Source organism: Novosphingobium meiothermophilum, from assembly GCF_003171715.1.
GTDB classification, from domain to species: Bacteria; Pseudomonadota; Alphaproteobacteria; order Sphingomonadales; family Sphingomonadaceae; genus Novosphingobium; species Novosphingobium meiothermophilum.
This window is the reverse complement of sequence record NZ_QGHL01000011.1, coordinates 1-26,679: the sequence shown is the minus strand read 5'-3', so window position 1 is coordinate 26,679 and position 26,679 is coordinate 1. Positions and strand designations below refer to the sequence as shown.

Sequence of the window (26,679 nt, the reverse complement as noted above, 5' to 3'; positions counted from 1 at the left end):
CGTAGGACCGGCTGTGGCCGATAATCCTGACTGACGCTGGGCCTTGAGGAAAAGCGGGACCCAAGAAACCCCACCTCAACAAGTCTGAAAGCAAATGAGCAACAGCATTCCCTCCCGTCCGGCCCTCCGTCAGGGTGGCACGGATGCCTACGAACTCGCCCTCGACGTCCGTGGCGGCGAAGTTCTGACCGCATACAACGCTGCGGTCATCATGGCGGACAAGCACAAGACCCAGGCTCTTGCAGGCGCCAAGTCGGTCAAGTTCCCGGCGTTCTGGAATGCCTCGGCTGAATACCACATCCCCGGCCAGGAGATCACCGGCGGTGCAATCGCGTCGCAGGACATTACCATCTCGCCGGACGACAAGCTGATCTCCTCGGTGTTCGTTTCGGACGTCGACGAGGCACTGTTCGACGTGGAAGTCCGTTCGCCTTACACCGAAGCAATCGGTCGCGAACTCGCCGAGCACCATGACCGCAACGTCATGCGCACGATCCTGCGTGCTGCCCGCTCGGGCGCCCTATTCACCGGCGACACCGGCGGCACGGCCCTGACCAACGCGGCCTTCGCGAACACCGCAACGGCCCTGTTCGACGGCCTGAGCCAGGCCAAGGAGAACATGGACGCCAAGCGCGTCCCGGTCGATACCCAGGCGGTCTATGCCGTCCTGCCGACTGCTCAGTGGTATCTGCTGGCCCGCTCGGACCGCAACCTCAACCGCGACTACAACGGCGGTGTGGCTTCGATCCAGCGCCATCTGCTGACCACGGTCGACGACATCCAGATCTCGAAGTCGAACGTCGCCAACGCCGTGTTTGGTGTTAACAGCACCTCGGATACCTCGATCCCGTCCTACTACCGTCTGGATGCGACGAATGCCCGCGGCATCGTATTCACCGAATACGCTGCGGCCTCGGTCATCGTCCAGGACGTCGGTTTCCAGCTGGTTGACCAGCCCGAGAAGCAGGGTGTCCTGATGATTGGCCGCCGCATGGTCGGCACCCGCGTTCTGCGCAGCAAGTGCGCGGTCGAGCTCAAGATCGCCTAAGGGGCTCTGAGCAGTGGCTACCATCACTTCGCTCGCTGACGACCGTCTGCCGTCGGTGAACACCGACGTTTCGAGCATCGTCAAGACGCTGGCCTTCACCAACGGTGTGGCCGCCAGCGGTGACCAGGTGAACGTCCTCACCTTCCCGCCCAACTTCCGTGAACGCCTTGTCGACGCCATTGTGCGCACCTCGGCGACCCTCGGCGCGGGCTGCACCCTCCAGCTTCGCCTGAACCGCGGCGGCTCCTTCACGGTCCTCACCGCGGCCACCACGGCCGGTGCGGCTTCCAAGGTGGACGCCTCGGCCCAGGCCGGTGTGCCGATCACCCTCCAGGGTGGCGACATCATCGAGCTTCTCGTTGGCGGTGCCAACGTGGCGGCGGCTGCTACGGTGACCGTCGATCTCCTGCTTGCCGGCGCTACCGGCTAAAACCCGCATGGGGTGTCTCTTTCGAGGGGCACCCCATTTTTTCATTTTCTGGAGACCCCGCCCTTGTCGACCCTTATCGCCCCCTCGACGGAGCTCGAGGCGGTCAATCGAATGCTGGCGTCCATCGGCCAGTCTCCCGTCAACACCCTGACGGTGTCCGGCGTCCCCGACGTGGTCGACGCCCTCCAGGTCCTCCGGGATACGCTACGGGACGTTGAGGCCCAGGGCTGGTCGTGGAACACCGACCGCAACTACAGCCTCTCCCCGCAGATCGACGGGACCATCAAGATCCCCTCCGGCGCCATGGAGGTCGACGCATCCACCGTGTCGTCCAACATCGTAGTCCGCCGGAACCCCAACACCAACGAACTCTCGCTCTACGATCTGGATAACCAGACCTACACCTTCACCGCGGCCGTCGAGGTCGAGATCATCTGGGCCTACCCCTTCGAGGACATCCCCCAGACGGCCCGCACCTATGTCTCCATCGCCGCTGCCCGGAAGTTCCAGGCCCAGCGCGTGTCCTCCCCTCTCCTCGACGGATACAACGACCGCGACGAGCAGCGCGCGTGGGACCGCCTGTGGCGCAGCGAGCGGCGCACCCGAGACACCAACAGCTTCCGAGCGAACCCATCGGCCCGGCGGTCCCTGAGGCGCCGCTTCGGCTAACCTGAGGAGGAACTATGTCCCTTGTGACCCGGACGATCCCGTCCCTCAACAACGGCATTTCGCTTCAGCCCCCGATCCTCCGCTCAGCGGACCAGACCGAGGACGAGCTCAATACCTGGGTCGACATCGCCCGCGGCGTCTCTCGTCGTCCCCCGACGCAGCACGTAGCGGACCTTAACGTGACCAATATCGAGGACGCTTTCGTCCACCATATCAACCGCGACAAGAATGAGCGCTACATCGTCGTCATCGCCGACGGCGCTCTCCGCGTGTTCGATGGAGCCACCGGCGAAGAGAAGACGGTGACCGCCCCGTTCGGTTGGGGCTACCTTGCCGGTGCCCCCGCGGGGGCCTTCAAGGCCGTTACGGTCGCCGACTACACCTTCATCGTCAACTCCTCGGTGACGGTCGAACTTGACGACCTTGGCGCCGACACAGCGACCCCGCCCGCAGACCTCCCGAGCCCTGGCGGCACCCTCTCGTGGGGTAGGTTGGTCTCGCTGTGAGGGAGGGCACCTGGTATCTCGACGAGACCCTGTCCGATACGGTAGGTGGCGGCACCGGTGCCAGTGGTGCCCCGCCCGTCGGCAACACCAACCCAACGCTGGCGGCCCCTTACGTCCCCCCGGCGTCTGCTCCGGGCTCCGAGTGCTTCAAGAACGACACCATCCCTGACACCCTCTCCGGGACGGTCCAGCTGGAGAAGGATCTCCCGGCCACCCCGGCCGATGGCCTTCTCTACAAGGTGATGGGCAGCGCGGACAGCAACTTCCAGTCCTACTACGTCATCTCCAAGGGTGGCGTGTGGAACGAGACCCGCGCACCGGGCCTGAAGAACGCCATCAAGTCCACCACCATGCCTCACGCCCTGATCCGCAAGTCGGACGGGACGTTCGAGTTCAAGCCCTTCTGCTGGAAGCCCCGCTCTGTCGGGGACAAGACGAGCAACCCCGCGCCGGCCTTCGTCGGCAAGGTCATCCGCGACGTCTTCTTCTACCAGAACCGCCTGGGCTTTGCGGTGGACGAAGCGGTCGTCATGTCCGTTGTGGGCGACTACGGGAACTTCTGGCGCCGCACGGTCCTCGACGCTCTCGATGCGGACGCCCTCTCGGTCTCCGCAACGACCACTGACGTCGCCCTGTTGGATTACGCAACGGCCTTCAACGACGGCATCATGCTCTTCTCGGCCAAACGGCAGCTCTCGCTGTCGAACGGCCAGAGCGGCACCTCGATCAACTCCATCGAGATCCGGCCGGTCACGGACTACAGCCTCGCTCCCGGAGTGCGGCCTGCGCCTTACGGCGACACGGTCTACTTCGCGGCCGCGGCGGGTGGCTATACATCCATCCTGGAATACACCCGCCTCGACGGACGGGACGCCAAGGACGCCGCCGACATCACCGCGCACGTTCCGGGCCTGATCCCTGAAGGTGTGTCCAAGCTGGTCCCGCTCCACGGGGTCCGTGGCCTGGTCGCCCTTGCCTCGAACTCGACGACCCCTGGCCAAGTCTACACCTACCAGTTCTATTGGGATGCGGACCAGAAGGTCCTGTCCTCGTGGAAGCGGTGGTCCTTTTCCGGCGGTCATGTGATCTCTGGGGACTTTGCGGACGGCCAGCTGACCCTCGTAGTCCGCCGGTCTAACAAGGCCTACCTCGAGAAGATTGATCTCCGCCAGGACGCCGTAGCGCCCCAGCAGGACCACCAGATCTACCTGGACCGGCTCGTCACGCTCACCGGCACCTACAACGCCGGGACCGGCCTGACGACCTTCACGTTCCCTTACGAACCCGATCCGGTTCGTTTGCGGCTCGTGCGGACCAAGGGCCATCCCTACCCGGAGAGCCTGATCGACGGGACGAAGGTTACGGTCTCGGGCACCACGGTCACTGTCGAAGGTAACGAAAGTGCCCACCCGGTCACCGCCGGTGAGGTCTACAAGACGGCCCTCGTCCTGAGCCGCCAGTTCCCGCGCGACTACCAAGGGCGCCCTCTCGAAAGCGGAAGGCTCCAGCTGCGGTCCATGTCGATCACTACGTCGGAGACCCCGTTCTTCACCGTGGAGATCTACCCCTACGGCCGCGATGCGAACCTCGACGACGCCTCGAAGCGTCGCGTCTACAACGTCTCGTCCCAGCGTATCGGCTACAGCGGGTTCCTCCTGGGGGCCCAGGCCTACGCCTCGGACGCCATCCCCTTCAGCGTATCGGCCGAGGCTTCCCGCCTCTCCATCACTCTCGCCAACGACACCCCGTTCGCGAGCAGCTGGGTCAGCGCGGAGTGGGAGGGCCTCTACTTCAACAGGGCATCATAATGGCAAAAGTCGTCTCCCTTGAGCACCTCCCGGACGACACCGTCCGGGGCCTCGTCGAGCATATCGCCACCAACCTCCGCCAAGCGGACATCGACGAGATCCAGGCCTCTGTGGGGGGCGAACCCGCCGAAGCGGTCCGGCAGTCGGTGGCTTGCTCCACCCGCTGCTGGGTCGGCCTTGACCGGACAGGCCTTCCTGTCGTGCTGTTTGGCGTGGCGCCAAGCGTCATCGCCGGCGTGGGCCAGCCCTGGCTTGTGGCCACTGACGCTTCCGGGCGGGAGCGCGTGGCCTTCGCCCGGCTCTCTCGGCCGTATGCCGAGGAGATGCTCGAGGTCTATCCGGTCCTCACCAATTTCGTGGATGTCCGCAACGAGGCCGCCTTGGATTGGCTGGTCTGGGCAGGCTTCCGCTTCATCGACGCCGATCCCCGGCATGGGCCCGAGAAGCGGCCCTTCATCCAGTTTTCAAGGAGCCGATGACGTGTGTGTCCCCGCCGCCATCGGGGCGGCTATCATCGCGGGGGCTACCTCCGCCGTTCAAATCATTTCGCAGAACAAGGCCGCCACGGCTACCAACAAGGCCCTCCAGGCCGCCAACGTCGAGCGAAAGAAGCAGATCGACCAGGCCACTACGGCCGAGATCAACAACCGCCTCCGAGAGATGCGCCGAGAGCAATCCCGCATCCAGGTGGCCGCCGGGGAGGCCGGCCTGAGCCTGTCCTCCGGGTCTATCGAAACGCTCCTGATGGATAGCGCAATGCAGGCCGAGCTCTCCAACAAGACCTCGCTGGCCAACCGAGAGAGCCGCCGCGCTGCCTCGGATGCTGAGACCGCTTCCAAGTTCATCTCCACGCCGAGCACTCTGACGGCCGGGCTGATGATCGGCCTGTCGGCGGCGTCGGCCAAAATGAACGCAAGCAGGAAATCGGGAAGCTAAATGGCTGATCTAGCGAAGACCCAGAGCCCCATCACGGCCCGTCGACGGACCACTGACAACTCCGACTTCACCCTGCCGGCCCGCCGTAGCGTCGATCCCGGCAACGTCGAGGTCAACGCCCCGATTGCCGGGCCGAACCAGAGCAAGGCGCAGGCTCTTGCGCAGCTGCTCGGTGTGGCTTCCGACTTTGGGGACGCCGTCTCGGGCCAGCTGGTCGCAGGCGAGCAGCGCCGAAACCAGCAGGACGCCGCAGCCGGTGCCCTCGCCGGTCAGGCAGGGCAGGCCGATCCCAAGAAGCTCAAGAGCCGGTCCTACGCTGACGCCTACTACACCGCTGGAGCCCAGCGCTCGGCCATTGAAGTCGGCGAGCGGCTCCGGACGAAGATCAATGAGCGCCTGGCTGACGACGAAGACCCGGCAACGCCGGAAGACATCAACGCCCTAATCAATGCCGAGTTCGCCTCGGTGGCGTTGGATGAGAAAGGCCAGCCTCGGGATCTGGGCTCCCCACGCGCCGGCGCCGCGTTGGCCCAGGCTCTCGCCGAGCTCCGCGCGGATCTGGTGCCCAGGGCCCTCGAGGTCATCACCAAGAAGCAGAACGCCAAGCATATCGACAACGTTGCGTTCGTCGCGGCCACCAAGGGTCTCCCCTTGCTCGGTGGTGCGGCGGAAGCCCCGATCCAGGAGATCCAGGTCCCGGCCTCCACGGCCGCGGAAGCGGAGAACCCCGGTCTGGTCGCTCCCCGCCCCATCTCCACAACGGGCCGTATGCCCGTCCGCGGCACCGCCACGTCCGGCTTCACGGCTCACAGGGCCCGCGGTTCGGTCGGTCTGGATCTCGCCGCCCCGCGAGGAACCCAAGTGGAAGCCCCGGCGGAGGGCGTGGTCATCGCAACGGGCCGTGACGCCCGCAGCGGCAACTTCGTGCAAGTCCGTCACCCGGACGGCACGGTAACCAGCTACGCCCACCTGGACAGCATCGCGGTCACCAAGGGTCAGGACCTCTCCGCAGGGGCCCCCATCGGCGCCGTGGGTGAGACCGGCAACGCTTCCGGCCCGCACCTCCACTACCGCGTGAAGGTGCCCAAGGATGGCAAGCTCGTGGACGTCGATCCGGCGACGTTCAAGTTCACCGGGACGACGCAAGGCCAGCCCGCCGAGAACCCGAACCTGAAGCCGGTCGGCGATGCTGCCCCCCCAAGCTACACCCCGAAGTATGACTTCGAGGCGCTGATGTCTCAGATCCCTGACACGGTCCCCCGCGGTGAAGCCAAGGCGGGCCTCATCGACGGCCTGAAGGTCTACGCCAAGCAGTTCGGGAAGCCTGAGATCCTCAGGGGTATCATGTTCTCGACCCGCAAGGATGGCTCCCCCTCTTTCACTCCGTCCGAGATCCGGGACCTCCAGGACGCGGCCGACGTCATCGAGACGAACCGCCGCAACGAAGCCCGCAGGGTCCGCAACGAGAGGTGGGAAGCGAACGCGGACAAGATCCTGACCGAGATCATCAATGACCGCCCGGTAAGCAAGTCGACGCTTCAGCAGTGGGTCGCCAATGGGGACCTCGACCCGAGCTTCGCCAACTCCGTGATCGAAAGTCAGGAGGCCGAGGCCCGTCAAGCAGCCGCCGAGGTCCGCGCCGAGGAACGCCAGGCCCGCTACGAAGCTGATGTCGAATACGACAGGGAGCTCTCCGGTCTCATCGCCCAGCGTCAAGCTGGGGACCTCACCGGCGCCTCCGTCGAGGAGGACCAGCGGCGCCTCCAGCGCGGGGACTTCGGTCCTCCAGGCAAGAGCTCTCTGGCCCGCTTCCGGCAGGCCCGCGCGGCCGCTGCGGCCGGCGCCAAGTTCGCCCTTGAGAGCCCTGAGGCTGCTCAGTGGGGGGCGCGGCTCGGTGAGAAGTTCAAGGTCACGGAGCGAGGCAATGGCTCCCTCCTCGCCCGAGGAACCGGAGCAACCGCAGAGCAGCGTGACGTCGCTCTGTCGGTGTTCCGCCGGGCAATCCAGAACGGCAAGAGCGCCGCAGAGGCCTACACCGAAGCCGTAGCGGCCGGTGACCGCCTCGCAGCGAAGCCTGGGCAGGACCGTGAGGCCGCCCTCAGAGCCCGCGAAGCGGAGCTACAGAAGAACCGATAAGGAGACATGAATGGCCCTGACGCCTCAGGAGCAGGCCGAGCTCGACGCAATCAACGCCGAGCTCGCCGATATTGAGCGTGAGAAGCGCGGCAAGAAGGCGGTCGACACCTTCCAGGTTTCGGCTCAGCGCCCGGCCCCGTCCGGGAAACCCCGCCCTTTCTCGATCTACCGCGCAGGCGTTGGGGCCCTTCGTGATGCCGGCCAAGGCGTCCTGGACACCATCGACGACCTCGGCGACTGGCTAGGTGAGAAAACGAACATCGGCGTTGTGGCGTTCGGGTCGCGGGCAGACAACGGCGTGATTGGCTATCTCCCCTTTGATGAAGCCAAACGGCGGAACATGGACCAGTTGGCGAGCGGCACCGCTCTAGGCACCGGCCGCCTCACCCTCCCGACCCTCGAGGGTGAGGAGAATGCCGGCACCACTGAAAGGGTGGTCCGGGGCATCGGCTCCTTCCTGGTCCCCTTCACGGGCTACCTGAAGGCCACAACGGCCCTCCGCGCTTACGGTGCGCTGGGCCGGGTGGGCCAAGGGCTCGCCGCCGGTGCGCTGGCGGACTTCACACAATACGACCCCCGTGGCGGAAACATTGCGACCGTCCTGAAGGACACCTTCGGGCTCGATAACGCAGCCCTGGACGCTCTTGCCTCTGCCGAAGACGACACCGAGCTCGAGGCCCGCTTCAAGGCCGCAGCCGCTGGCGCCCCTGTGGGTCTCCTCGGTGATGCTGTCTTCGCCACCGGCGGCCGCATTGCGAAGCTCTATCGCGAATGGCGAGGGACCGCTGAGGAAGCCAAGGCGGTCGTTGACAACTTCAAGAAGGGTGCCGTCAAGCTCGACGAAACCCTGCCCCCGAACCAGAACCCCCTGACCGCCCCTGCCGCCGAGGCGGGCCAGCAGGGCGGAGCACGTTCGGAGTTCGATCCGCAGCCCACACGCCCACCGACGGGCGGACCAGGCCCGGCTGAGCCGCGCACCATGGATGAGGTCCTCGACTTCCTCCGGGAGAAGGCCGGCAAGATCGACGTCAATGGCGACACCTTTGTCCGGATGGCTGAAGCCTTGGTCAAGGGCGACCCTGAGAATGCCCTGATGCGCCTGGGGATCGACCCGGCGAAGCTCGACTTCTCGGTCTTCGAGGACCCCGAGCAACTCGCACGTCTCCAGAACGGCCTCCTCGACATCTACGAGCAGATCGGCCGCGGCCTCGGTCGAAGCACTGAGAGGGTCGCCAATGCGGAGCTCATCCGCGGCGCTGAAGCGCTGGCCTCTGATCCTGAGGTCTTCGTGAAGCTCTACGGAGCCACTGAGGGCCTTGGCGAAAAGCTGATGGCCGCTCGGCTGTTCACCGGCGCCCATGCCCACCACATGCTCGCCTTGGCGAAAGAAGCCATGGACGAGATTGGGACCAACGGTGCGGGCATCAAATGGTTCGAGTTCCTCAAGGCCTTCCACCGCCACGCTTACTTCCTGGGCACCCTCCGCGGTGCCGGGTCGGAAGTCGGGCGGGCCCTTCAGTCCCTTCAGGCTCTCGCCAAGGTCAGCCCGTCGAAAGCCGGGAAGGTCATCGACGAAGCCCTCAACGCAGAAGGCAAGGCTCAGGCCGCTGGCTTCTCGAAGATGAGCATTCCGGAGGGGGCCTCCTCCTATGCGGACCTCCTCGGCACCGATGCGGAGAAGCTCCTGGCCCTCAAGCGCCTTGTCGACCTCCGTGGTGACGTTGCGGAACTCACGCGCTCCGTGCGTGAAGGTAACGGCTCCATCTGGCGGCGCGTCAGCGATGCAACGAAGGAGACCATGGGCTCGCTCTTCGGCGTCTCGACGGCCCTCTACAACCTCACCGCGGGTGTGACCTTCCTGGGCCTCAACGGCCTCGGGCGGCTCCTCGCAGTCGGCGCCCGCGGCACCGGTCGGTTGGTCGGCGTGGGCAGCGAAGCCGAGTTCCGGCGCGCTGCGGCGGAAGTCTGGGCTTACGGCGAAGGCGTCCTCGGTGGCTTCCGTGAGGCCTACCGCAACACCCTCGCAGTCCTTGAGCACGAGGCCTACTCTGAGCTCTCACTCAATGCCGACGCCATGGGTCTGACCAAGCTGGCCCGCGGCTTCGCCCGCAAGAGCATCGCGGCGACTGGCGACAAGTCGGTGAGCTTCGAGCGAGCAGACGTGGTCAACAACAAGGCCTTCGCACTGACGGCCTCCGAGACCCGACGCCTCCGCGAGATGGTTGGGCAGATGGAAGGTAGCAACTTCTTCCAGGCAGGCCTCCGTGGTCTCGTCAACGTGCTCGGCTCGTCCATCAACGCCGCCGGCACTCTCTACCGAGCGGGGACCACGCTGTTCATCAATGCCCCTGACGAGTTCGTAGGGACCCTTGCGGCCCGTGCCGGCGCCTACTCGGCCTCGGTGCGTCTCGCCGCGAAGGAAGCCGCAGAGCTTGGCCTCGAAGGCGCTGATCTCGGTCAGTTCATCAAGGCCCGCACGATCCAGCTGTTCGGCGACGGCCCGCGCGGCGCGGTCGCTGGTGGCGCAGACCAGGCGGCTCAACACGCCATCATGCGCGCCGGGGAGGTCGAAGCCCGCGGCGTTCTGTTCCAGGACGATCTCGAGCTCGGCATCAACCGGGTGGTCGCCCAGCTGCAAGCCCGCGGCGGCGGCCTCGCCAGTATCTTCGTGCCGTTCATCAAGACCCCGCTGAGGATCATCGAACGCACCGCTATCGACTTCACCCCGCTCGGGCTGTTCAAGGACCGCATCCGGTCGGCTCTCCTGGAAGGGGGAGCTGCGCGAGATGAGGCTCTGGCCCGGATGTCCCTTGGCATCACCGCGGTCGTGACGGCCTACAACCTGGCCGAGGATCGCCAGATCGTCGGCTATGATGGTGGCTTCCTGTCCACGGCGCGCGACGCCGGGCGACCTAGCTACTCCTTCAAGATTGGCGACGACACCTACGAGTTCTCGAGGGTCGACCCCATCGGGACCTTGCTGGGCATCGGGGCTGACCTGAGGGCCGTAGCGGACGCTAACGAAGACGATCCGGCTGCTTCGGGGACCCTCTCCGAGATGGCTGAGGCAATGATCTGGGCGACGGCAGCGAACGTGCTGTCGAAGTCCTGGCTTCAGTCGATCCGGCAGCTGACTGACCTGGCCGGCGCAACGTCCCCTGAGGACGCCTCGAGCCGCTGGGACAACTTCTTCCGTGGTCTGGCGACCCGTGCAATCCCCGCCTCCGGCATCCAGCGTCAGCTGGTGGCATGGGGCGACGGGCAGCTGAGGGAAGCCGCAAACTTCTCCGATGGTCTCGCCAAGGCGTCTATCGGCGCCGACAGCCTGCCCCTGAAGAGGGACCTGGTCGGACGGCCTATCCCGCAGTCCGGTCTCCAGCGCCTCGCCGGGATCAAGGGGGATGTCCTCCCGAACCCCGAAGAGGACCCACTGGCGGCCGAGATGGAGAGCCTGTCGATGCGCAAGCCCACAGCTGGCAGGACCCAGAAGGGCGTCAAGCTCACCGCTCAGCAGTTCTCGAGATTCCTTGAGATCCGAGGGCGGGAAGTTCGCGACCCGTCTACAGGCAAAACCATGGAGGAGGCGCTCAATGAGCTCGTCCGTCTGCCTGAATACCAAGCACTGCCCAAGGCCGCCCGCATCCGGGAGATCCAGAACGTCGTCGACGGCTACACGGGTCTCGCGGTGGAGGCCTTCACCGATGAGGATAAATCCTTCGCTCTGGCTCGCCTGAGAGTGGAGGTCTTCGACGTGGGTGAGCTTCAAGGCTGGGACCGAGGGACGAAAGAAGCAACCCTACGCGCTGAGGCACAACGCCTCGGCATCCCTGTTCAATAACCGGAGGGGCTAAGGCCCTTTCAACTGAGAAACCATAATGGACAAGAGCACCATTGCGGACGCCTTGGCGCGCTCCGCCGAGTTCCTTTCCGGCATCGCACCGGGCGCGCTGGGGGCCGCAGTGGCATCCCTCTACAAGAAGGGGGCCACTTGGGGCGAGCGCTTCGTGCAGCTGGCCGTCGGTATCGTCGTTTCCTACTTCGCCAAGCAGATCTTGGGCGAGGTCTTCCCGACCGCAGGAGACTTCACGCGCCAAGGGGTCTCCTTCGTGGCCGGTCTGGTCGCCTATGAGGCCATCCCTGGGTTCATCCACAGCTTCGCCACGACCGCCAAGAAGGTCCCCGGCGACGTCTGGGAGAACCTCAAGTTATGGTTCCGGAGGCCGGAGTGAGCCGGGCAAAAGAGAGCGCGCTCGACGCGCTCCACGCCAAGGTGGCCGATGTTCTCACAACGGCCCTTAGCGGCTCCGGAGAAACCGCACCGTCTCCCCAGATGATCTCTCAGGCCATCAAGTTCCTGAAGGACAATGGGGTCGACGCGCCGGCGAAGAGCCGGCGGGTCTCCAACCTGGCCGCCGCTCTGGAAGAGCTAGACCTCGATGAGGTCGCCAACGAGCGCAGGGCTCACTGAGGCCCGCTGAGGCCCCTAACGGCCTCCAGGCTACCCCAATACCTCCCAAGCCCCTCTTCGCTCTGTGGACCCTGTTCCACGGCGTTTCACGGGCTATCCTGATTGTCAGGGAAGACGTATGACCCCAGAAGAGAGGCTGAAGGCCTCCTTCCTCGTGTTTCTAGCTTACGTTTGGGTAAGGGTGCTCCGGCTCCCGAAGCCCACGCGCATCCAGAAGGACATCGCAGAGTTCCTCGCCAACGGCCACCGGCGTCGGTTCATTGCAGCGTTCCGCGGTGTCGGCAAGACCTTCCTCACGGCGGCCTACATCGTCTGGCGGCTGTGGCGGGACCCAGACCTCAAGATCATGGTGGTCAGTGCTAATGAGCGCTTCAGCCACAAGATCGCCGCGTTCATCCATACCCTGATTGGGTCTGAGGATGTGATCTCCATGGAGCCGGTCCCCTGGGCTGAGCTCCAAGCCCGGCCCGGCCAGCGCAATTCAACGTTGGAGTTCGAGGTCGGCCCCGCCGGTCCCTCAAAGGACCCCTCGGTCGCCGCGTTCGGCATCACCGGGCAGATCACCGGCGGCCGCGCCGACGTTCTCCTCTTCGACGACGTCGAGGTCCCCAAGAACTCCGAGACTGAAGCGCTGCGTGAGAAGCTGCGGGACCGCATGGGCGAAGCTGAGGCTATCCTGAAGCCGGGCGGCGAGATCATCGTCCTCGGCACCTTTCAGTCGATGGCCTCGATCTACCGTGGCCTGGGTGAAAAGGGCTTCGAGATGCGGGTGTGGCCAGCGCGCTACCCCACCAAGGAGAAGCTACCCCTCTACGCCAACCTGGCGCCGCTGCTGCGCGCGGACCTCGAGGCCAATCCGGATCTCGGGCGGCCCGTAGCGTCCACGCTAGGTGGCGCCCCGACGGACCCTGACCGCTTCCATGACGCCGACTTGGTGGAACGTGAAGCAGGCTGGGGACGCGCTGGCTTCCAGCTGCAATTCATGCTCGACACCTCTCTGGTCGATGCGGACAAGTTCCCGCTCAAGACCAGCGACCTGATCGTCATGGACGTCCCCGAGGACCTCGCTCCGGCCCGTGTGGTCTGGGGCAGCGGCCCTGAGTTGGTCATCAAGGAGCTCGACAACGTCGGCTTCGATGGCGACCGGATGCACCGGCCGATGTTCCGCAGCCCGGACTTCGAGAAGTTCACAGGCTCGCTCCTGAGCATCGACCCGTCCGGCCGTGGCGCCGACGAGACCGCCTATGTGGTCACCAAGTTCCTCAACGGCTCGGTCTTCGTCCGCCGCTGGGGTGGCTACCGTGACGGCCACAGCGAGGCGACCCTGTCGATGCTGGCCCGCCATGCCTTCGAGGAGAAGGTGGCGGCCATCCAGATCGAAGCCAACTTCGGCGACGGGATGTTCTCCCGCCTGCTCGAGCCCCACCTCCGCCGGATCTACCAGGAGAACGGGAAGGCCCCTCCGCCCATCATCGACCACAAGGTCTCCGGGCAGAAGGAGCTCCGGATCATGGCAGTCGTCCGGCCGGCGCTCCAGCAGCATCGACTGGTCTTTGACACCGCAATGGTCCGCAAGGATCTCCTCGAGGCCCGCAGCGGTGCCGCAGAGGGCGCTCCGTCCACCATGGAGACCTCTGGGCTCTACCAGCTGACGCACCTCACCGAGGCGCGCGGTGCGCTCCGCAAGGACGACCGCATCGACGTCCTCGCCCACGCCCTGACCTATTGGGCGGAATACATGAACGCTGACGCCCTCGAGGCCGAGAAGCGCCGGGAGGCTGAGGCCGCCAAGCGGTTCGAGCAGGAGCTCTTCGGGTCAGCGATCCTCAAGACCGGCCGTAGCGCCCCGCGACGGGCAGCGGGTCGGCGCCGTTAACTGCCTGAAGGAAAGCATAAAAACATGGCAACCATTTCCTCCTACACCGGGAACGGGTCCACCACGCAGTTCGACATCACGTTCACCTACGAGACCGCCGACACGGTCAAGGTGAGGGTCAACAAGGCGGACGTAGCGTTTACCTGGGTCAACCCCTCCAGGGTCCAGGTCTCGCCGGCCCCCGCTGCTGGGTCCCTCGTCGAGATCTATCGAAAGACCGACGTGTCAGCCGCTGCGGTGGACTTTGTGGACGGTGCGGTCCTTCAGGCCGGCGATTTGGACAACGCCTTCCGCCAGGTCCTCCGGCGCTCGGAAGAGCTCGGCTTCGAGTTCGACGCAACGAACGATTGGGTCCAGGACCGGACCGAAGAGATCCTCGCCTCGGCGAGCCAGGTGAGCGCCGACAAGGCGACCGTTGCGGCCGATAAGGCAACCGTTGCGGCTGATAAGGCAGTCGTGGCGGCCGACCGTGTCCAGGTCTCGAATGACAAGGCGACCGTTGCGGCCGACAAGGCGACCGTGGCGGCAGACAAGGCAACCGTCGCGACCGACAAGGCCGCCGTTGCGTCCGATAAGGCCGCCGTCGCTGCTGACCGCGCCCTGGCCGACGCAGCTGCCGCTAATGCTGCGACCCAGCGCGCTGCCGCTGAGGCAGCTGCCGTGGCCTACCAGAGCCAGCAATGGTCCCTGCCGGCCTTCTCGGCACAGTTCCCGAACTTCAACCGGCACTACGCCGGCCTTGCTGGCCATATCGGCTACCCGAACACGAACCTAGTCTCCACGCCGCTTCTCAAGTGGGACCAGGCCGGCGCGTTCTTCATCATGTTGCAGATCCCTCACGAGCGGACCAAGGACAACCGCCGCTACCGGGTGATGGGGACGTCGACGATCATCGCCAGCGCATTCAACCTCTACCATTACGGCGACGACTACTTCACTACGACGCTCCATGACCGCATCCAGTGGAACTCAAAGGGGACCGTTGGGGACACGCTGACGTTGAACGTCGACGTGCAGACCCGTGCGGGCCGTGCTCAGCTGATCGTCGTAACCTGTGATGGCGCTGGTAACTTTGCGATCAACAGCTATGCCCAGGGTGAGGCCAAGATTGCCGGATCAACGCAGACAAGTGCTAACCACCAAATCAATGCCCTGGGAGGGACGCATGTCCTGGTCGGGGACGTTGCCAACAGCGTTGGGACGCTTACCGCACTTGCGGCACCGGATGCTGCCTTCAACGGCGCCATCGCTTTCCACGGCTTTGTCCTCGGCACGGCCGGCGACGATACCAAGTGGCAGGCCATCGCCGAAGGTGCCGACATCGCATCGACACTGACTGGCGCTACCGGCTACAAGCTGTTTCGTGACTACCGGGGCGGCGGCAATCTGTCGACCAAGCTGACCGCAACGGCCCTTAACGACAACACCAGCGCCGGCACAATCTACGGCACGGTGAACCCCGGCGGCACCATTGTCCGCCACAGCGCATCCTCCTGGCTCCACTTCACGCGCCTGCCGGATGGATACGTCCTGTCTCCGGCGGACGACGCGCGGACCGGGTTCGTCGCACTGTCGGGGACCAGTGCGGGCCTTAGCGGGGACGTTATGGTTCGCGTTGTGTCACCTCAGGGTGACGTTCTGGTTCCTCCTTTCCGGCTCTGCCCGGTGGGATCGACCATGGCTCCACTGCTGGAGCTCCCGACCTATCCGGGCTGGGGGTTCCTCGAGTTCTGGGCGACCAGCGATCCGGCCAAGATCTTCCGAATGAACAGCCGCATCGGCTGTGGGGACAAGGCTGCGGTGGTGGGCCAGAGCCAGGCCTACATCGCGCTCAACGCGGCGAACTGCCCTGTGACCCCTTCGGGCCGTGTGTCGTTCTGCTCGTGGATGGGTTCCCGCTCCGATCCAGGCGATACGACCTCCAGCCCGGTTGCCCGCTTCAGCACCTCGGCGCGGCCGCAGCTGTTCGTGATCGAACCCGCGATGACCAACGTCTTCAACGGCGTAACGGCCATGGCGGACCGCATTGAAGAGGTGAATGGCAACCGAGCCATCTGCATCGTCGACCGTGCCATTCCCGGCACGAGTGCGAGGGCGTGGATCAACGACAGCGACCTGACCAGGCTGTGGGCCCGAGACGTCGAAATGGCAGGGGTCTGTGGCAAGGATCTCACCCCGGTCTGGGTGTGGTATACCAGCGACAGCGCCTTCTATCCCGACACGCTCAACGCAGTTGTTCGAGGCACGGGGCCATACAAGTCGGACCACTACTACGGTGACGGGACCTTGCAGAACTCAGGCTATCGCCTGGGGATCTGTCTGCCCACCCGAGCAACGGTGACTAGCGCAGGCCCGACCGACTTCGACAACTTCGGAACCGGACGGACCGGGGCGCAGGCTGGTCAAATCAGCTTCGCTAACAGCTGGCCCACCTTGGCCGCCATTGGTCCCGCAACGACCGACCTGGCAATCGACAACGTGGCCGGCGGGACGACCGCAGGCCCGAGCACGAACCTTGGTGGCCCGCACCAGAGCCAGATCCTCCGGGAAGGCTCCTACCGCCTCGGCTACCGCATGGGTGAAGCCTACCTGCGAGCTCGTGGCCTCTCACCGGTGCCGAACAACTCGTTCCTCGATGCAACCCAGGTGACCATCAACGGTGGCCGAACGGTCATCACGGTCAAGGCCAAGCTGCTCAACTCGAACGGCCGTCTTCAGACCGACAACAACATGGTCCGCATCGACACCCTTGCGGTTGCCGGGGATACCGTGACGATTGACGGCAACGTCATCACCTACGTCGCTTCGGGAGCCTCGGGCCTCCAGGTGAACGTGGCGACCAGCATCGCTGCCCAAGCGACCGCCTTGGCGGCTTGCATCAATGCGAACCTCTCGACGACCCATCGGGCCTACGCATGGAACGCTATGGTCACCATTGACCGGATCGAGAGAGGGCGCCGCCCCGTCCTGTCCCTCACGGGAACGGGCTCAGTTCTCCCCGGTGCCAGCATCGAAGGGTTCGAGCTCAGCAGCGACGGAGGAACCACCTGGAGTCGCACCGGCTTCACGGCGGCCATCACCGACAACGAGACGGTCACCCTGACCAAGACCTCCGGGGCTTGGCCGGCCAACGTCCGCCTCCGGGTCTACTCTGGCGGCCCCTTCAGCTACGGCACGGCTGACGAGCTCAACGCTCGCTACAAGGGCCACCTCTACGATGGGTGCGATGCAGAGAACGGGCTGGGCTTCCCCCTGCTCGGGTTCGAGAGCATCACCATCGCCTAACCCTCATGCTTCCCTGATGGTTCCTTGACGGAGCCGTCAGGGGACATAGGGGTTACCTTAAGGTAGAAGACATAGAGAGAATACCATAGAGGGTAGCCTTAACGGTTCCCTTAAGGCCTCCCTTATGTATCCTTAAGGTTTATATAGGACGATTTCTGAGATTTCAAGACCCCCTGGAGAGGAAAATCTCTCTGGGGTGGTCTTCCCCTTCCCCGCCAAGGGAGGGACATTCGGTCGACCTGAGGGACCATATGTGGTCCTGGAGGGTCGTGCGGCTTCCGTGAAGATCTGGATAGCCCGTGAAACGCCGTGGAACGCCCCTTGGAGGCCGTTGAGGGGCCTCTTGGCTACACGAGTGGCTCTGAACACCTCCCTACGCTCCTGAGGCTTCTGAGGGCATTCTAGGAGGGGGATCGATTTTGGCGCAAAATCCTGTTCGGCCATACAGCGCTGAGCCACTTCGGCATTTCCCCCATAGGGGTAGGCCCCCCCGATCCAGCCCGGCCGATCCAGCAACGTCACACAAGGGGCGGCACGGTGGCTAGGAAAGGCGCGGATAGGGGCGGATTGAATGGCACACTAGGAGCCATTGCGGCACGGTGGGGCCGATAGGGGCCGATATGGGGCAATGGGCTTCGCCTGCCTGGTATGGGCTTGCTTGCTCTTTGGCCTGCCTTTTTTGTCCCTGCCCATATAGGCCTCAGCGCCCTTTACCGGCCCCTCAAGATTTTTTTTCAGGTTTATTGTTTTTCGATATTGACATTTGGTCATGCTTCCATGATAGTCAGGCCATCGAGAGTGACCGGAAACGGAAACGGGAACCCTCGGCGCCTTCCTAAGGCAATCCCATAGCGGCCCCATATCGCCGCCCTAACATCCCCTTGGGAACCCTCGCGGTTCCCGCCCGGTCCGCCCATTGGTGGACGGTGGCGACAAGGTGACAGTCCTACGGTCCGAGTGTGCGCCGCGTAGGGTCCTGCTGCCAGCGTCCCGCCAAACGGTCACACAAAGGGGATTGACAGGGAAGCGTGAGGTTCGCTAAGGGTAAGGCATCAAGTTTGACAGGCGGGGAGAGACCCGCGGTGGCCGCCTACTGCCATCTGTCCAAAGTAGGCCTTGCGGCCCTTCCGAGGTGTTCATCTGCCGGGGTGACCGGTGTGAGTAGATACGAAGTGGAAGGTTCAAGGGGCCAGCGTCCTAATGGGCGTGAAGGGCCGCAAGTGACTAGCCACCGGGACGCCAAATGCGGCCCGGCAATGCGGTCAGGTCAGGGTCTCGCCCTGGCTATGTGCAAGGGAAATCCGCCCGATACGCCGATAGCAAGGCTATAGGTTGGGCGGGGTTTCCATGTGGTCCGGGCGGTTCCCCCTCCCTCCCTCCCGTTCCTCCCGTCCGGGTCACTTGGAAACCTAACGCTTCCCTGAAAGGAACGGTTATGCAAAACTTTCGTGCCGGTGACGGCGTCACCTTCACTCGCTACGGCCAGACCATCCGCGCCACCGTGGTTCAAGAGCCACGCGGTAGCACCTTGATCGTCCGGGAGCATGAGACCGGTCGCCGGTCGTGGTGCCACAAGAACAGCGCCACTCGCGTTCAATAGTCACGCTTTCCAGAAGGAACGGGAAACCATGGCACTCACTCACCTCACCCGCATCGCCTTTGGCATGGCCCGCCCGGACGGCGGGTCTGTCACCCCGGCTGACTGGTCCGCCTTCGAGGCAGACACGGTCGCCGCAACGTTCCCTGACGGCTTCACTGTCCTGCCCTGCTCCGGTGGCTGGCGGGACGCTGCGACTGGCATGACCATCCGTGAGCCGTCAATGGTCGTCGAAGTGGCCCATGACGCATCGCCGGAGACCCTATCGGCAATCCGCACGGTCGCTGGCGTCTACAAGGCGCTTTTCCAGCAAGACGCCGTCATGGTGACCACCGTAGCCGCGCAGGTGGAGTTTTTGTGATGCACCACCTCATCACCAAGGACACCTGCCTCCTGACCCTGGCCGAGCCTTACGACTACCTCTCGGCCGGGGAGGAATACCTTGCGACCCCTCGCGGTTCCTACGTCCGGGTTGACCGGGTCGACGAAAGCTCCGGGACATTCCTGCGGCTCTGGCAATGGGACCGCCTCCTCGACGGGGCCGCTGGCGCGTCCATCACCCCTCATCCGGAAAGGCCCTGACATGACCATCAAACCCGCACCACCTATCCCGGAACACCACCGGCAATGGTTCAAGACGCTGATCGACGCCGCCAAGTCTGACGACCTGGCCCTCATGTCCTGCCTTGACGCCGAGACCGGCGAACCCCGCTCGGTCATCTGCGCGGTCGGGCGCCGCGACGGGGAGTTTGTCTTCACCCCGTTCGGTAACCTCGCGACGGCCGACAATCCGTATGACGCATACATTCCACCGGAGATTTGACATGGCCCACCCCGTTTGCTCCTCTTGCGGGAGCCCTGACGTCGCCGCTGACGCCTACGCAGAGTGGGACCGCTCGAAAGAGAGCTGGGTCCTCCAGAACGTTTTTGACAAGGGCGCTTTCTGCAACGACTGCGGCGGCGAAACCTCCCTCGAATGGGAGGACGACTGACATGCGCCGCGGCTACTATCGGGACCCTCGCATCGGCGGCGGCTCCTATCGCGCCCACCTCGTCCTCGCAGCGGCCACTGCACGGGCCGGAAAGGCGGTCGAGACCCTCGTCGCCGAGACCGGCCACGACCCTTCGAGGACCTTCATCCACAACCTCGGCCACGCGGTCTCCTACGGCCTCGTGGACGACCTCGACAACCGGATCGAGGCTGGCCGTATCGTCTACGGCTAGGGGATGCTCACGCTTTCCTGAAAGGAACGGATATGACCCGCAAGGACTACGAACTCATCGCGGCGGCGGTCTCAGAGGCCCGCGCCGATATGGCCGACCATCCGGGCCGCTTGGCGGGCGCTGCGCAGACCGCACGACGCCTCGCCTCGGCCCTCCGGACCACCAATCCCCGCTTCGACCGCGACCGGTTCCTCGCCGCCTGCGGTGTGGACAGTTGACAGGAGACGACCATGGCCCTGACGCCACCCCTCACTTGGCAGACCGTCGAGACCGCAATGTGCCTCTGGGAAGCCTACTTGACCGCTGACGTCCATCTGGTTGGGGAGCCAAAGGCCCGCCTTGACGTCCTCCGGGAGAAGGAGGGGACCGCCGCGCTCCGCTCGACCATCGCCGATCTGGCTCCGGCCTGTGACGCCGCATGGGACGCCGCAGAGAAGGCCGGGACACAGCACGAACCCTTCGATTGGGAACACTGCCCGCGATGGCTGGCACAGTGGGCCCTCGACAACCTCGAACCGACTGAGGAGGACTGACCATGCCCCGCATCGACCCGACGCCTCACGTCGATTGCCGCTACGGCGCCCCTATGGGTCGCAGGTCGACCAGGACCGGCGACGTCCTGCCCTCTGACCCGCCTCTCTATCTCCGTCGCGTCTACCTTGACAACGGCGGATACGATCCGGGCGGGGCCTATTGGGGTCTCGGCCAGCCCCTCTACTGGTGTGGCAATGCCGATGGCACCGTCGACTTTTTTCTGCGGGCCGGGTCGCGGGCAGAGGCGAAGATCTTGGTCCGAGAGGACTACCCGAACGCCCGCTTTTTCTACTGACAGGAGGCACCCATGACCCTCGCACCTCTTTCCGGAACTATCTGGACCGCCTACGCCACCGATGGCGAGAGCACGATCTGGAGCGAGACCTTCCGCGCGCTGAACCAAGATGAGGCTGACCAATACGCGGTCGCCCTCTTGGCAGAGGCATGGGGCCTCGTTCCTCCCAGCAATCCGGCCGCGTTCAAGCGGCGCTATCTTCTCAGCGTCGATCCTAACGCCAAGCTGGATGCAATTGACGAGTTCCTTGACGACCTCGCCCTCTACCCAGCGCTGTCCGAGCAGGTCGCCAAGCTGAAATCGCGCCTGACTACCGCCTAACCCTCACGCATCCCTGAACAGGAGGTTACCATGATCGAACATTCCGCTGTCCCTGTGTCCCGTGTGAAGCCTATCGAGATGAGGCTCTGGGCTAAGGCGATCTCGCTGAGCCGCACTACGACCGGAAGCTACACCGAGGGCAAGTTCTACGAGGTCTTCCCTGAGGACCACGATGGCCGTGCCGGTGTCCTCTATGGCGACGACCGCTTTGACATCCTCAACGACGATGGCGACCCTATCTGGTGCTCTTGGGCCGACGACCCCGATGTCACCTGGGAACGCCACGAGTTCCCGGTCGGCGTCAACCCCAACTGCATCGGCGAGGGCACCTGACGTGCCTCGCCCCTACCCTCCGGCCCACCTAGCGCCTGACTGCACGGCCTGCGGTGGGGCCGGGAGGCGGCTACCGGTTACGAGGTCCTCGACGGCCTCGACTACCCCCACCGAGGAGGACTGCCTGACCTGTAACGGCCTTGGCGTCGTCCTCTCAGCAATGAGGAAACCATGCCCATCACGCTACTCGCAACCCGCATCCTGAGCGCCGCCCAAGCGGTCCTCGGCCCCCTTCCACGCCACGAGCGCGCCGCCCTCCTGGCAGAGCACGACGAGTTCAAGCGCCTGTCAATCAGCGAGGTCCTCGGACTCGCCCGCTTCCGACCATAGGAGATCTGACCATGCTGACCCCTCCCACCGCAACCCCTGACGACTTCCGCGACCCTATCAAGCGCATCCAGCTTGCCCAGCGCGGCGTCTTCTCCATCGACCAGCCCCGCGAACGCCAGAAAAGGGCCAACCAGCGGGCCCTCGACCTCTACATCGAGGGCGCCTACGTGTTCCTTGGCCACGACCGCAGGGCTGACCACGAGGCTATCGCCGAGGCCCTTGAGGCCGGCAAGGTCGACGGTATCTGGGCCAAGTCGACCGGCGAATACTCGAAGCGCAAGCGTAGCCTCGACCGGGAAATCATCCAGATTGCCCGCAAGTATGGCTACGGCCTCGCTCCGGCGTTCACGGACGCAATCATCACGCTTACCTGACCCTCAGGCAGTCCCGATGAGGACCGTCGGACCACCATCCGGCGGTCTCACCGGCACTGTGCCGGACCATAGGAGAACCACCAATGACCGCAACCGCTACCGCCCCGGCACCCGACGCCGGGACCACCGTCATCGAACCTGTCGGCCACACCAAGGACCCGCTGAGCCTCCCGGTCGGCGCCAAGACGCAATTCCTCAGCTTCACCGATCTCGACGAGCATCCTGACCTTGATACCGGACCTGAAAGCAGCCCGCTGATCGGGGGCCTCTCGGTGAACCGCTATCGAGACTGCCCCATCGAGCGCGCAATCTTCAATCGCGGTGCCTTTACCCCACCCGTTGTCGGGGCTCTGGCCGCTGCCGGTGTGGGAATTGACGACGTCTGTCAGCTGCTTGTGGACACGCCCTGGGCGCGGGCGCGCGACGAGACGGCGTCGCCGTCGGTCCTCTGGCCGCCCTGGCTCAGGACCAAGACGAGGCCGACAATCGTGGCACGTCGGTCATCCTCACCCGCATCATCTGACCACCTATCGGGAGGGCCCCGGCTCTCCCGATCCGCCCGGAGAACCGCAATGACCCTCGAACTCCTCGCAGCGCGGTCCGCAGCTGCCCGTCGGCGCCGTGCCGGGCCCTTGACGATCATCCACGTCTCCGTCGCCAACCTCATAGCCAATCGAGATGGCGCGGACCTCCCGACGTGGATCATCCGGGAACCTGACGGCACCCTCGTCTCCCATGCCCGCGGCATCGAGATCCACGGGCCCTCCATCAACGTTTACGACCCCGGCCGGTTCGAGGGAGGCCCCAGCGCCTTCATCGAGACCTACGCCGAGGTGACGTGGTGCTGACATGCCGGTCCCCGTATGTGACACCAAGGTCCTCGTGACCGCCGTCGTGTCCGCCGTTCTGCTCCTCAACGGGTGCAGTGAGGCGGACCTCGATTGTGTCGAGGTCGACTGCTCCGGCGGTAACTCGACCATCCCCAGCCTTGCTTCGATCCGCCTGCGGGATGACCCCTCGGTCGAGCTCCGCAGGATCGACTGCCTGGGGACCTTCGCCGGTTTGTCCGGTGCGAACATGCCGGACCGGCGCTGGCTCGTTCCATTCTGGAACAGAACAGACGGAGAACAAATGCTTGACGGGGAGGATATTTCCTGTAGGATTTATCCTTCGCGCTTCCCCTAAGGTTAGTCAATCGTTGACAATTTACCGTTAGGGGCCTATGTAAGCCCGGCACGTCCGGGCGCCTGCTTGGACGGAGGGCATCAATGAAACAGGAGAACCACCGTGACCACTGCCACTCAATTGAAGCAGGGGGAACCGGGGGACGGGAAAACAACAATGTCGCAGACGAAACCGATAAAGCTCTCCAGATACGTGAAGCCATTGAGCGCCTTATCGGCGAGCCTCCTCTACCTAGCGGAAGAGGGGAACGACAGACTTACCATTAATCAGGCGGCTTTCTTCCTGATTGCCGCCGCGGCTGACGCCCGTGGCCGCCCGCTTACCCCGTCGGAGATCGTCGAGGGTGCGGGAGGCGTTCTCAACGCCAGCCTCGCGAACACCTACAAAGTCCTCCTGCCGCCGAGCCACAAGGAATACCGAGGCATCGCCCTGGGCTGGCTTCAGCAGGAGGTCGACGAGGATGACCAGCGGCGAAAGCTGCTCCGGCTCACTCCGAAGGGGGTCGCCGTGATGCGCGCCGCCCTGGTCGCCCTCGGCCAGAAACCGAAGGACGAACCCGATGGCGAGACTTCCTGAGCTCAAGCGCAAGGCTTCGGGCATCTACTACCTCGATCTCCGCGCGGACGGCGGCGGGCGCGTGTCTCTCAACACGAGGGACCGCGCCAAGGCGCTTGAGCTCCGGAGAGAGTTCTTGGCAAAGGGGGTCGCCCCTTCTGCGACCGAAAGCTCACGCAATCGGGAACCTCAGGTAACCATGCGTTCCCTTTTCGAGCGCGCGGAGAACACCGTCTGGCACCACTCCCAGGCCAAGAGCCAGGCGACCATCCGGTCCAACATCAAGATCCTCAACAGCCTCATCGGCGACGAGCCGGCGACCGCGATGACCTTCACCCGCCTCGAACAGCTGGTCGACGAGCTCAAGGCTCTCGGCTACGCCCCGGCCACGGTGAAGCGCAAGATGGACGCGGTCTCGAAAGTGCTCCGCATGGCGACCAAGTGGACGGACCCTGACGGGAAGCCGCTGCTGGCCGCCAAGCCGCCCATGCCTACGATCCGCGTGGCCAACACCAAGGATCGAGTTCTCACCCGTGCAGAAGAGGACCAGGTCTTCGCCTGCATCGAGAAACGCCGCCTGGCCGAACCCGGCCGGAACTGGCGACGCTTCGCCGCCCTGATCCGCTTCCTCCTGGACACCGGTGCCCGCCTCGGCGAAGCCCTGGCGACCGGGCCTGAGGATCTGTCGGTGGTCTCCGGGGAGGACGGAGAGGGTGTCTTGCTCGTAACCTTCGCCCGCTACAGGACGAAGAACGACAAGCCCCGCTCCGTCCCTCTCACCGGCGCCGCAAGGGCTGCGCTGGAAGGACTGAAGGATGACCTCGGGATGGTCCGGCTCAAGGACGACCGAGGCAACATCCGGGAGAAGCCGGTCTACTTCCCGATCTCGAACGGGACCGCGTGGTATATGTGGGAGAACATCCGGGAGGACATGAAGCCCCTCGGGTTCAACGTGGACGACGTCACGCTCCACACCATGCGCCATACGTGCCTCACGCGCCTCGCCCAGGGCGGAATGCAGCTGCTCCAGCTGATGCTTTGGGCGGGCCACCAGGACCCGAAGGTGACCACGTCGCGGTATCTGCACTTCCGGCCGTCGGATCTTCTTGGCGGAATTGAGATCCTTCAGGGGTCGAATGGCACCACTAAGGAAAGTCCGATCTTCAGGGAAGGCACTGCTAATCGAGCCGCCTTTGGCACGGTCAGCTTGCAATAATCCTTAGTTTTCCGTGGGATGGCTGGCGGAGAGGGTGGGATTCGAACCCACGGTACGGTTGCCCGTACACCGCATTTCGAGTGCGGCGCATTCGACCACTCTGCCACCTCTCCGTGGTGCCATTCACGCAGCCGCTGGGGCTGCCGGTCGGGGAAGCGCGCCGTTAGCCCAAGATTTATGGCTTGCCAAGTGAAAACCTGCCTTTCGGCTGCGTTCGAACTTCTCAGCTTTTTCTGCCGCTCGGCACACCCGCACGGCGCATGCCCGGCGCAATGCCTGCCTTTGTGGGCGTGGTGCTTGTTTGCGGTGCAGCAGGACACTATATCGGCAACATGCACCGTGCGAGTTTCTTTTCGCCACAAGCCGGACGCGAGATTTCGGCTCCACCCGTTTCATCGGCGCGCTTTGCCATCGGAGACGTGGTGCGCCACCGCATGTTCGGCTTTCGCGGCGTCGTTTTCGACATCGATCCGGTCTTTGCAAACAGCGAAGAATGGTATGAATCGATCCCCGCCGACTTGCGCCCGGTGCGTGACCAGCCCTTCTATCATCTCCTCGCCGAGAATGACGAAAGCAGCTACGTCGCCTACGTCAGCCAGCAGAACCTGCTGGCCGATGCCGATGCCGGCCCGGTCGATCATCCTTCGATCGACGAGATGTTCGAAGGCTTTGCCAATGGTCGCTACCGGCTGAGGCGCAGTCTTTCGCACTGATTGCCACTGACCGCTGCATCAGGGACATGGCCGTCGCTTAACCGGTGCAGGATCAGCTTTTCAGCTTCCAGCCAGAGCGCAGCACCGCGTAAAGCACCACTGCGAATGCAAAATTGAGCACTCCGAGGCCGATGGCGCCGTGAAGGACCGCTTCGTTGGTGCTGCCAATGTCGCTGCGGCCAAGGAAGCCGAAGCGGAAGCCTGAGATCACATAGAAGATGGGGTTGGCCCGGCTGACTGCCTGAAAGGCCGGAGCGAGATTGTCGATCACATAGAACGTACCCGACAACATCGACAGCGGCGTGATGACGAAGTTGGTCACGGCAGCGTTATGGTCGAACTTTTCCGCCCAGATCGATGTCATCACCCCGACAAGCGCCAGAAGGATGGAGCCCATCAGGCCGAACCAGACGACAGCCCATGGATGGGCGATTCGCAGCGATACCCCCGGCCAGAGCAGCATTGCCGCCGCCACTGCCAGCCCCACCAGCACCGCGCGCGTCACGGCCGCGCCGACAAGCGCCGCCATGAGTTCGCCGGTAGAGATCGGGGGCATGAGGTAATCCACGATGGTGCCCTGAATCTTGCCTCCAAGCATCGAGAAGCTGGAGTTGGCGAAGGAATTGTTGATCATGCCCATGGCGATCAGGCCGGGCGCCACGAAGCTGGCGAAGTTCACCCCCAACACCTGTCGGCCGCCGGTTCCCAGCGCCAGCGTGAAGATCATGAGATAGAGGAGTGTCGTGACGGCAGGGGCCCAGATGGTTTGTGTCTGGACCTTGAAGAAGCGTCTGACCTCCTTCATATAGAGGGTCCAGAGCCCCAGCCTGTTGAAACTGC

28 protein-coding genes and 1 tRNA gene are annotated in these 26,679 nt (G+C 64.4%); 27 read left to right on the top strand and 2 right to left on the bottom strand.

Features of this window, described 5'->3' with window-relative positions:
- The first annotated feature begins 94 nt into the window (after nucleotides 1-94).
- The 26 genes from DKM43_RS11605 to DKM43_RS11475 all read left to right on the top strand — a co-directional run bounded on the left by DKM43_RS11605 (nucleotide 95) and on the right by DKM43_RS11475 (nucleotide 25,126).
- The gene (locus DKM43_RS11605) at nucleotides 95-1,048 is read left to right on the top strand and encodes a major capsid protein (protein WP_109798684.1); all 954 of its coding nucleotides are present in this window, start codon (nucleotides 95-97) and stop codon (nucleotides 1,046-1,048) included.
- A gap of 13 nt (nucleotides 1,049-1,061) precedes the next feature.
- Nucleotides 1,062-1,478, top strand: coding sequence for a hypothetical protein (locus DKM43_RS11600; RefSeq protein WP_145960513.1), 417 nt, complete (start codon nucleotides 1,062-1,064; stop codon nucleotides 1,476-1,478).
- A gap of 63 nt (nucleotides 1,479-1,541) precedes the next feature.
- Nucleotides 1,542-2,147, top strand: a complete 606-nt coding sequence (locus tag DKM43_RS11595; RefSeq protein ID WP_145960512.1) for a phage tail protein — start codon at nucleotides 1,542-1,544, stop codon at nucleotides 2,145-2,147.
- A gap of 14 nt (nucleotides 2,148-2,161) precedes the next feature.
- Nucleotides 2,162-2,653 (top strand): phage nozzle protein, encoded by a 492-nt coding sequence (locus DKM43_RS11590; RefSeq protein ID WP_109798681.1) that lies wholly within the window; start codon nucleotides 2,162-2,164, stop codon nucleotides 2,651-2,653.
- Nucleotides 2,650-4,461: a phage nozzle protein gene (locus DKM43_RS11585; RefSeq protein ID WP_109798680.1), complete on the top strand. Its 1,812-nt coding sequence runs from the start codon at nucleotides 2,650-2,652 to the stop codon at nucleotides 4,459-4,461. Before DKM43_RS11590 ends, DKM43_RS11585 begins: the two co-directional genes overlap by 4 nt.
- Nucleotides 4,461-4,940 carry a hypothetical protein gene (locus DKM43_RS11580; protein WP_109798679.1) on the top strand — a complete coding sequence of 160 codons (480 nt, stop codon included), beginning with the start codon at nucleotides 4,461-4,463 and terminating at the stop codon, nucleotides 4,938-4,940. Before DKM43_RS11585 ends, DKM43_RS11580 begins: the two co-directional genes overlap by 1 nt.
- Before the next feature lies 1 nt (nucleotide 4,941).
- Nucleotides 4,942-5,397: a virion core protein, T7 gp14 family gene (locus DKM43_RS11575; RefSeq protein ID WP_109798678.1), complete on the top strand. Its 456-nt coding sequence runs from the start codon at nucleotides 4,942-4,944 to the stop codon at nucleotides 5,395-5,397.
- On the top strand, nucleotides 5,398-7,533 hold the full coding sequence (locus DKM43_RS11570; protein WP_109798677.1) for a M23 family metallopeptidase: 2,136 nt from the start codon (nucleotides 5,398-5,400) through the stop codon (nucleotides 7,531-7,533).
- A gap of 10 nt (nucleotides 7,534-7,543) precedes the next feature.
- Nucleotides 7,544-11,371: a hypothetical protein gene (locus DKM43_RS11565; protein ID WP_109798676.1), complete on the top strand. Its 3,828-nt coding sequence runs from the start codon at nucleotides 7,544-7,546 to the stop codon at nucleotides 11,369-11,371.
- A 37-nt stretch (nucleotides 11,372-11,408) separates the two neighbouring features.
- Nucleotides 11,409-11,762: a hypothetical protein gene (locus DKM43_RS11560; RefSeq protein WP_109798675.1), complete on the top strand. Its 354-nt coding sequence runs from the start codon at nucleotides 11,409-11,411 to the stop codon at nucleotides 11,760-11,762.
- The gene (locus DKM43_RS11555) at nucleotides 11,759-12,001 is read left to right on the top strand and encodes a hypothetical protein (protein ID WP_145960511.1); all 243 of its coding nucleotides are present in this window, start codon (nucleotides 11,759-11,761) and stop codon (nucleotides 11,999-12,001) included. Before DKM43_RS11560 ends, DKM43_RS11555 begins: the two co-directional genes overlap by 4 nt.
- Nucleotides 12,002-12,119: 118 nt before the next feature.
- Entirely contained in the window at nucleotides 12,120-13,877 is a 1,758-nt protein-coding gene (terL, locus tag DKM43_RS11550) for a phage terminase large subunit (RefSeq protein ID WP_109798673.1), read from the top strand.
- 24 nt (nucleotides 13,878-13,901) lie between these two features.
- Nucleotides 13,902-17,162 (top strand): phage tail fiber domain-containing protein, encoded by a 3,261-nt coding sequence (locus DKM43_RS11545; RefSeq protein WP_109798672.1) that lies wholly within the window; start codon nucleotides 13,902-13,904, stop codon nucleotides 17,160-17,162.
- Between the two features lie 1,628 nt (nucleotides 17,163-18,790).
- Nucleotides 18,791-19,120 carry a DUF3574 domain-containing protein gene (locus DKM43_RS11540; RefSeq protein WP_161554077.1) on the top strand — a complete coding sequence of 110 codons (330 nt, stop codon included), beginning with the start codon at nucleotides 18,791-18,793 and terminating at the stop codon, nucleotides 19,118-19,120.
- A complete protein-coding gene (locus DKM43_RS11535; RefSeq protein ID WP_109798670.1) occupies nucleotides 19,120-19,341 on the top strand; it encodes a hypothetical protein in 222 nt (73 codons plus the stop codon). Before DKM43_RS11540 ends, DKM43_RS11535 begins: the two co-directional genes overlap by 1 nt.
- 1 nt (nucleotide 19,342) lies before the next feature.
- On the top strand, nucleotides 19,343-19,582 hold the full coding sequence (locus tag DKM43_RS11530) for a DUF6117 family protein (protein ID WP_109798669.1): 240 nt from the start codon (nucleotides 19,343-19,345) through the stop codon (nucleotides 19,580-19,582).
- 170 nt (nucleotides 19,583-19,752) lie between these two features.
- A complete protein-coding gene (locus DKM43_RS11525) occupies nucleotides 19,753-19,983 on the top strand; it encodes a hypothetical protein (protein ID WP_109798668.1) in 231 nt (76 codons plus the stop codon).
- A gap of 32 nt (nucleotides 19,984-20,015) precedes the next feature.
- Nucleotides 20,016-20,201: a hypothetical protein gene (locus DKM43_RS11520; RefSeq protein ID WP_109798667.1), complete on the top strand. Its 186-nt coding sequence runs from the start codon at nucleotides 20,016-20,018 to the stop codon at nucleotides 20,199-20,201.
- Between the two features lie 12 nt (nucleotides 20,202-20,213).
- The gene (locus DKM43_RS11515; protein WP_109798666.1) at nucleotides 20,214-20,516 is read left to right on the top strand and encodes a hypothetical protein; all 303 of its coding nucleotides are present in this window, start codon (nucleotides 20,214-20,216) and stop codon (nucleotides 20,514-20,516) included.
- A gap of 2 nt (nucleotides 20,517-20,518) precedes the next feature.
- The gene (locus DKM43_RS11510; RefSeq protein WP_145960510.1) at nucleotides 20,519-20,812 is read left to right on the top strand and encodes a hypothetical protein; all 294 of its coding nucleotides are present in this window, start codon (nucleotides 20,519-20,521) and stop codon (nucleotides 20,810-20,812) included.
- A gap of 12 nt (nucleotides 20,813-20,824) precedes the next feature.
- Nucleotides 20,825-21,133 (top strand): hypothetical protein, encoded by a 309-nt coding sequence (locus DKM43_RS11505; RefSeq protein ID WP_109798664.1) that lies wholly within the window; start codon nucleotides 20,825-20,827, stop codon nucleotides 21,131-21,133.
- 78 nt (nucleotides 21,134-21,211) lie between these two features.
- Entirely contained in the window at nucleotides 21,212-21,466 is a 255-nt protein-coding gene (locus DKM43_RS11500) for a hypothetical protein (protein WP_109798663.1), read from the top strand.
- Nucleotides 21,467-21,807: 341 nt separating this feature from the next.
- On the top strand, nucleotides 21,808-22,170 hold the full coding sequence (locus DKM43_RS11495; protein WP_109798662.1) for a hypothetical protein: 363 nt from the start codon (nucleotides 21,808-21,810) through the stop codon (nucleotides 22,168-22,170).
- 83 nt (nucleotides 22,171-22,253) lie between these two features.
- A complete protein-coding gene (locus DKM43_RS11490; protein WP_109798661.1) occupies nucleotides 22,254-23,018 on the top strand; it encodes a hypothetical protein in 765 nt (254 codons plus the stop codon).
- A gap of 439 nt (nucleotides 23,019-23,457) precedes the next feature.
- Nucleotides 23,458-23,931, top strand: a complete 474-nt coding sequence (locus tag DKM43_RS11480; protein WP_145960509.1) for a helix-turn-helix domain-containing protein — start codon at nucleotides 23,458-23,460, stop codon at nucleotides 23,929-23,931.
- A complete protein-coding gene (locus DKM43_RS11475; RefSeq protein ID WP_109798658.1) occupies nucleotides 23,915-25,126 on the top strand; it encodes a tyrosine-type recombinase/integrase in 1,212 nt (403 codons plus the stop codon). Before DKM43_RS11480 ends, DKM43_RS11475 begins: the two co-directional genes overlap by 17 nt.
- 23 nt (nucleotides 25,127-25,149) lie before the next feature.
- Here DKM43_RS11475 and DKM43_RS11470 read toward each other — a convergent pair.
- Nucleotides 25,150-25,239: transfer RNA gene (locus DKM43_RS11470), tRNA-Ser, on the bottom strand.
- A gap of 219 nt (nucleotides 25,240-25,458) precedes the next feature.
- Between DKM43_RS11470 and hspQ the strand changes: the two genes are divergently transcribed.
- A complete protein-coding gene (gene hspQ / locus DKM43_RS11465; RefSeq protein WP_109798711.1) occupies nucleotides 25,459-25,839 on the top strand; it encodes a heat shock protein HspQ in 381 nt (126 codons plus the stop codon).
- A gap of 52 nt (nucleotides 25,840-25,891) precedes the next feature.
- Here the strand turns inward: hspQ and DKM43_RS11460 are convergent, their stop codons facing one another.
- The gene (locus DKM43_RS11460) at nucleotides 25,892-26,665 is read right to left on the bottom strand and encodes an ABC transporter permease (protein ID WP_236632539.1); all 774 of its coding nucleotides are present in this window, start codon (nucleotides 26,663-26,665) and stop codon (nucleotides 25,892-25,894) included.
- Nucleotides 26,666-26,679: the final 14 nt, after the last annotated feature.

Bases quoted from the DNA above. Each gene is read 5' to 3' on its own strand.
- terL (WP_109798673.1), top strand. From the start codon at position 12,120: ATGACCCCAGAAGAGAGGCTGAAGGCCTCCTTCCTCGTGTTTCTAGCT.
- DKM43_RS11565 (WP_109798676.1), top strand. From the start codon at position 7,544: ATGGCCCTGACGCCTCAGGAGCAGGCCGAGCTCGACGCAATCAACGCC.
- DKM43_RS11545 (WP_109798672.1), top strand. From the start codon at position 13,902: ATGGCAACCATTTCCTCCTACACCGGGAACGGGTCCACCACGCAGTTC.
- DKM43_RS11510 (WP_145960510.1), top strand. From the start codon at position 20,519: ATGCCCCGCATCGACCCGACGCCTCACGTCGATTGCCGCTACGGCGCC.
- DKM43_RS11475 (WP_109798658.1), top strand. From the start codon at position 23,915: ATGGCGAGACTTCCTGAGCTCAAGCGCAAGGCTTCGGGCATCTACTAC.
- DKM43_RS11570 (WP_109798677.1), top strand. From the start codon at position 5,398: ATGGCTGATCTAGCGAAGACCCAGAGCCCCATCACGGCCCGTCGACGG.
- DKM43_RS11580 (WP_109798679.1), top strand. From the start codon at position 4,461: ATGGCAAAAGTCGTCTCCCTTGAGCACCTCCCGGACGACACCGTCCGG.
- DKM43_RS11495 (WP_109798662.1), top strand. From the start codon at position 21,808: ATGCTGACCCCTCCCACCGCAACCCCTGACGACTTCCGCGACCCTATC.
- DKM43_RS11540 (WP_161554077.1), top strand. From the start codon at position 18,791: ATGGCACTCACTCACCTCACCCGCATCGCCTTTGGCATGGCCCGCCCG.
- DKM43_RS11535 (WP_109798670.1), top strand. From the start codon at position 19,120: ATGCACCACCTCATCACCAAGGACACCTGCCTCCTGACCCTGGCCGAG.
- hspQ (WP_109798711.1), top strand. From the start codon at position 25,459: ATGCACCGTGCGAGTTTCTTTTCGCCACAAGCCGGACGCGAGATTTCG.
- DKM43_RS11515 (WP_109798666.1), top strand. From the start codon at position 20,214: ATGGCCCTGACGCCACCCCTCACTTGGCAGACCGTCGAGACCGCAATG.
- DKM43_RS11590 (WP_109798681.1), top strand. From the start codon at position 2,162: ATGTCCCTTGTGACCCGGACGATCCCGTCCCTCAACAACGGCATTTCG.
- DKM43_RS11560 (WP_109798675.1), top strand. From the start codon at position 11,409: ATGGACAAGAGCACCATTGCGGACGCCTTGGCGCGCTCCGCCGAGTTC.
- DKM43_RS11530 (WP_109798669.1), top strand. From the start codon at position 19,343: ATGACCATCAAACCCGCACCACCTATCCCGGAACACCACCGGCAATGG.
- DKM43_RS11505 (WP_109798664.1), top strand. From the start codon at position 20,825: ATGACCCTCGCACCTCTTTCCGGAACTATCTGGACCGCCTACGCCACC.
- DKM43_RS11605 (WP_109798684.1), top strand. From the start codon at position 95: ATGAGCAACAGCATTCCCTCCCGTCCGGCCCTCCGTCAGGGTGGCACG.
- DKM43_RS11520 (WP_109798667.1), top strand. From the start codon at position 20,016: ATGACCCGCAAGGACTACGAACTCATCGCGGCGGCGGTCTCAGAGGCC.
- DKM43_RS11500 (WP_109798663.1), top strand. From the start codon at position 21,212: ATGAGGCTCTGGGCTAAGGCGATCTCGCTGAGCCGCACTACGACCGGA.
- DKM43_RS11490 (WP_109798661.1), top strand. From the start codon at position 22,254: ATGACCGCAACCGCTACCGCCCCGGCACCCGACGCCGGGACCACCGTC.
- DKM43_RS11525 (WP_109798668.1), top strand. From the start codon at position 19,753: ATGCGCCGCGGCTACTATCGGGACCCTCGCATCGGCGGCGGCTCCTAT.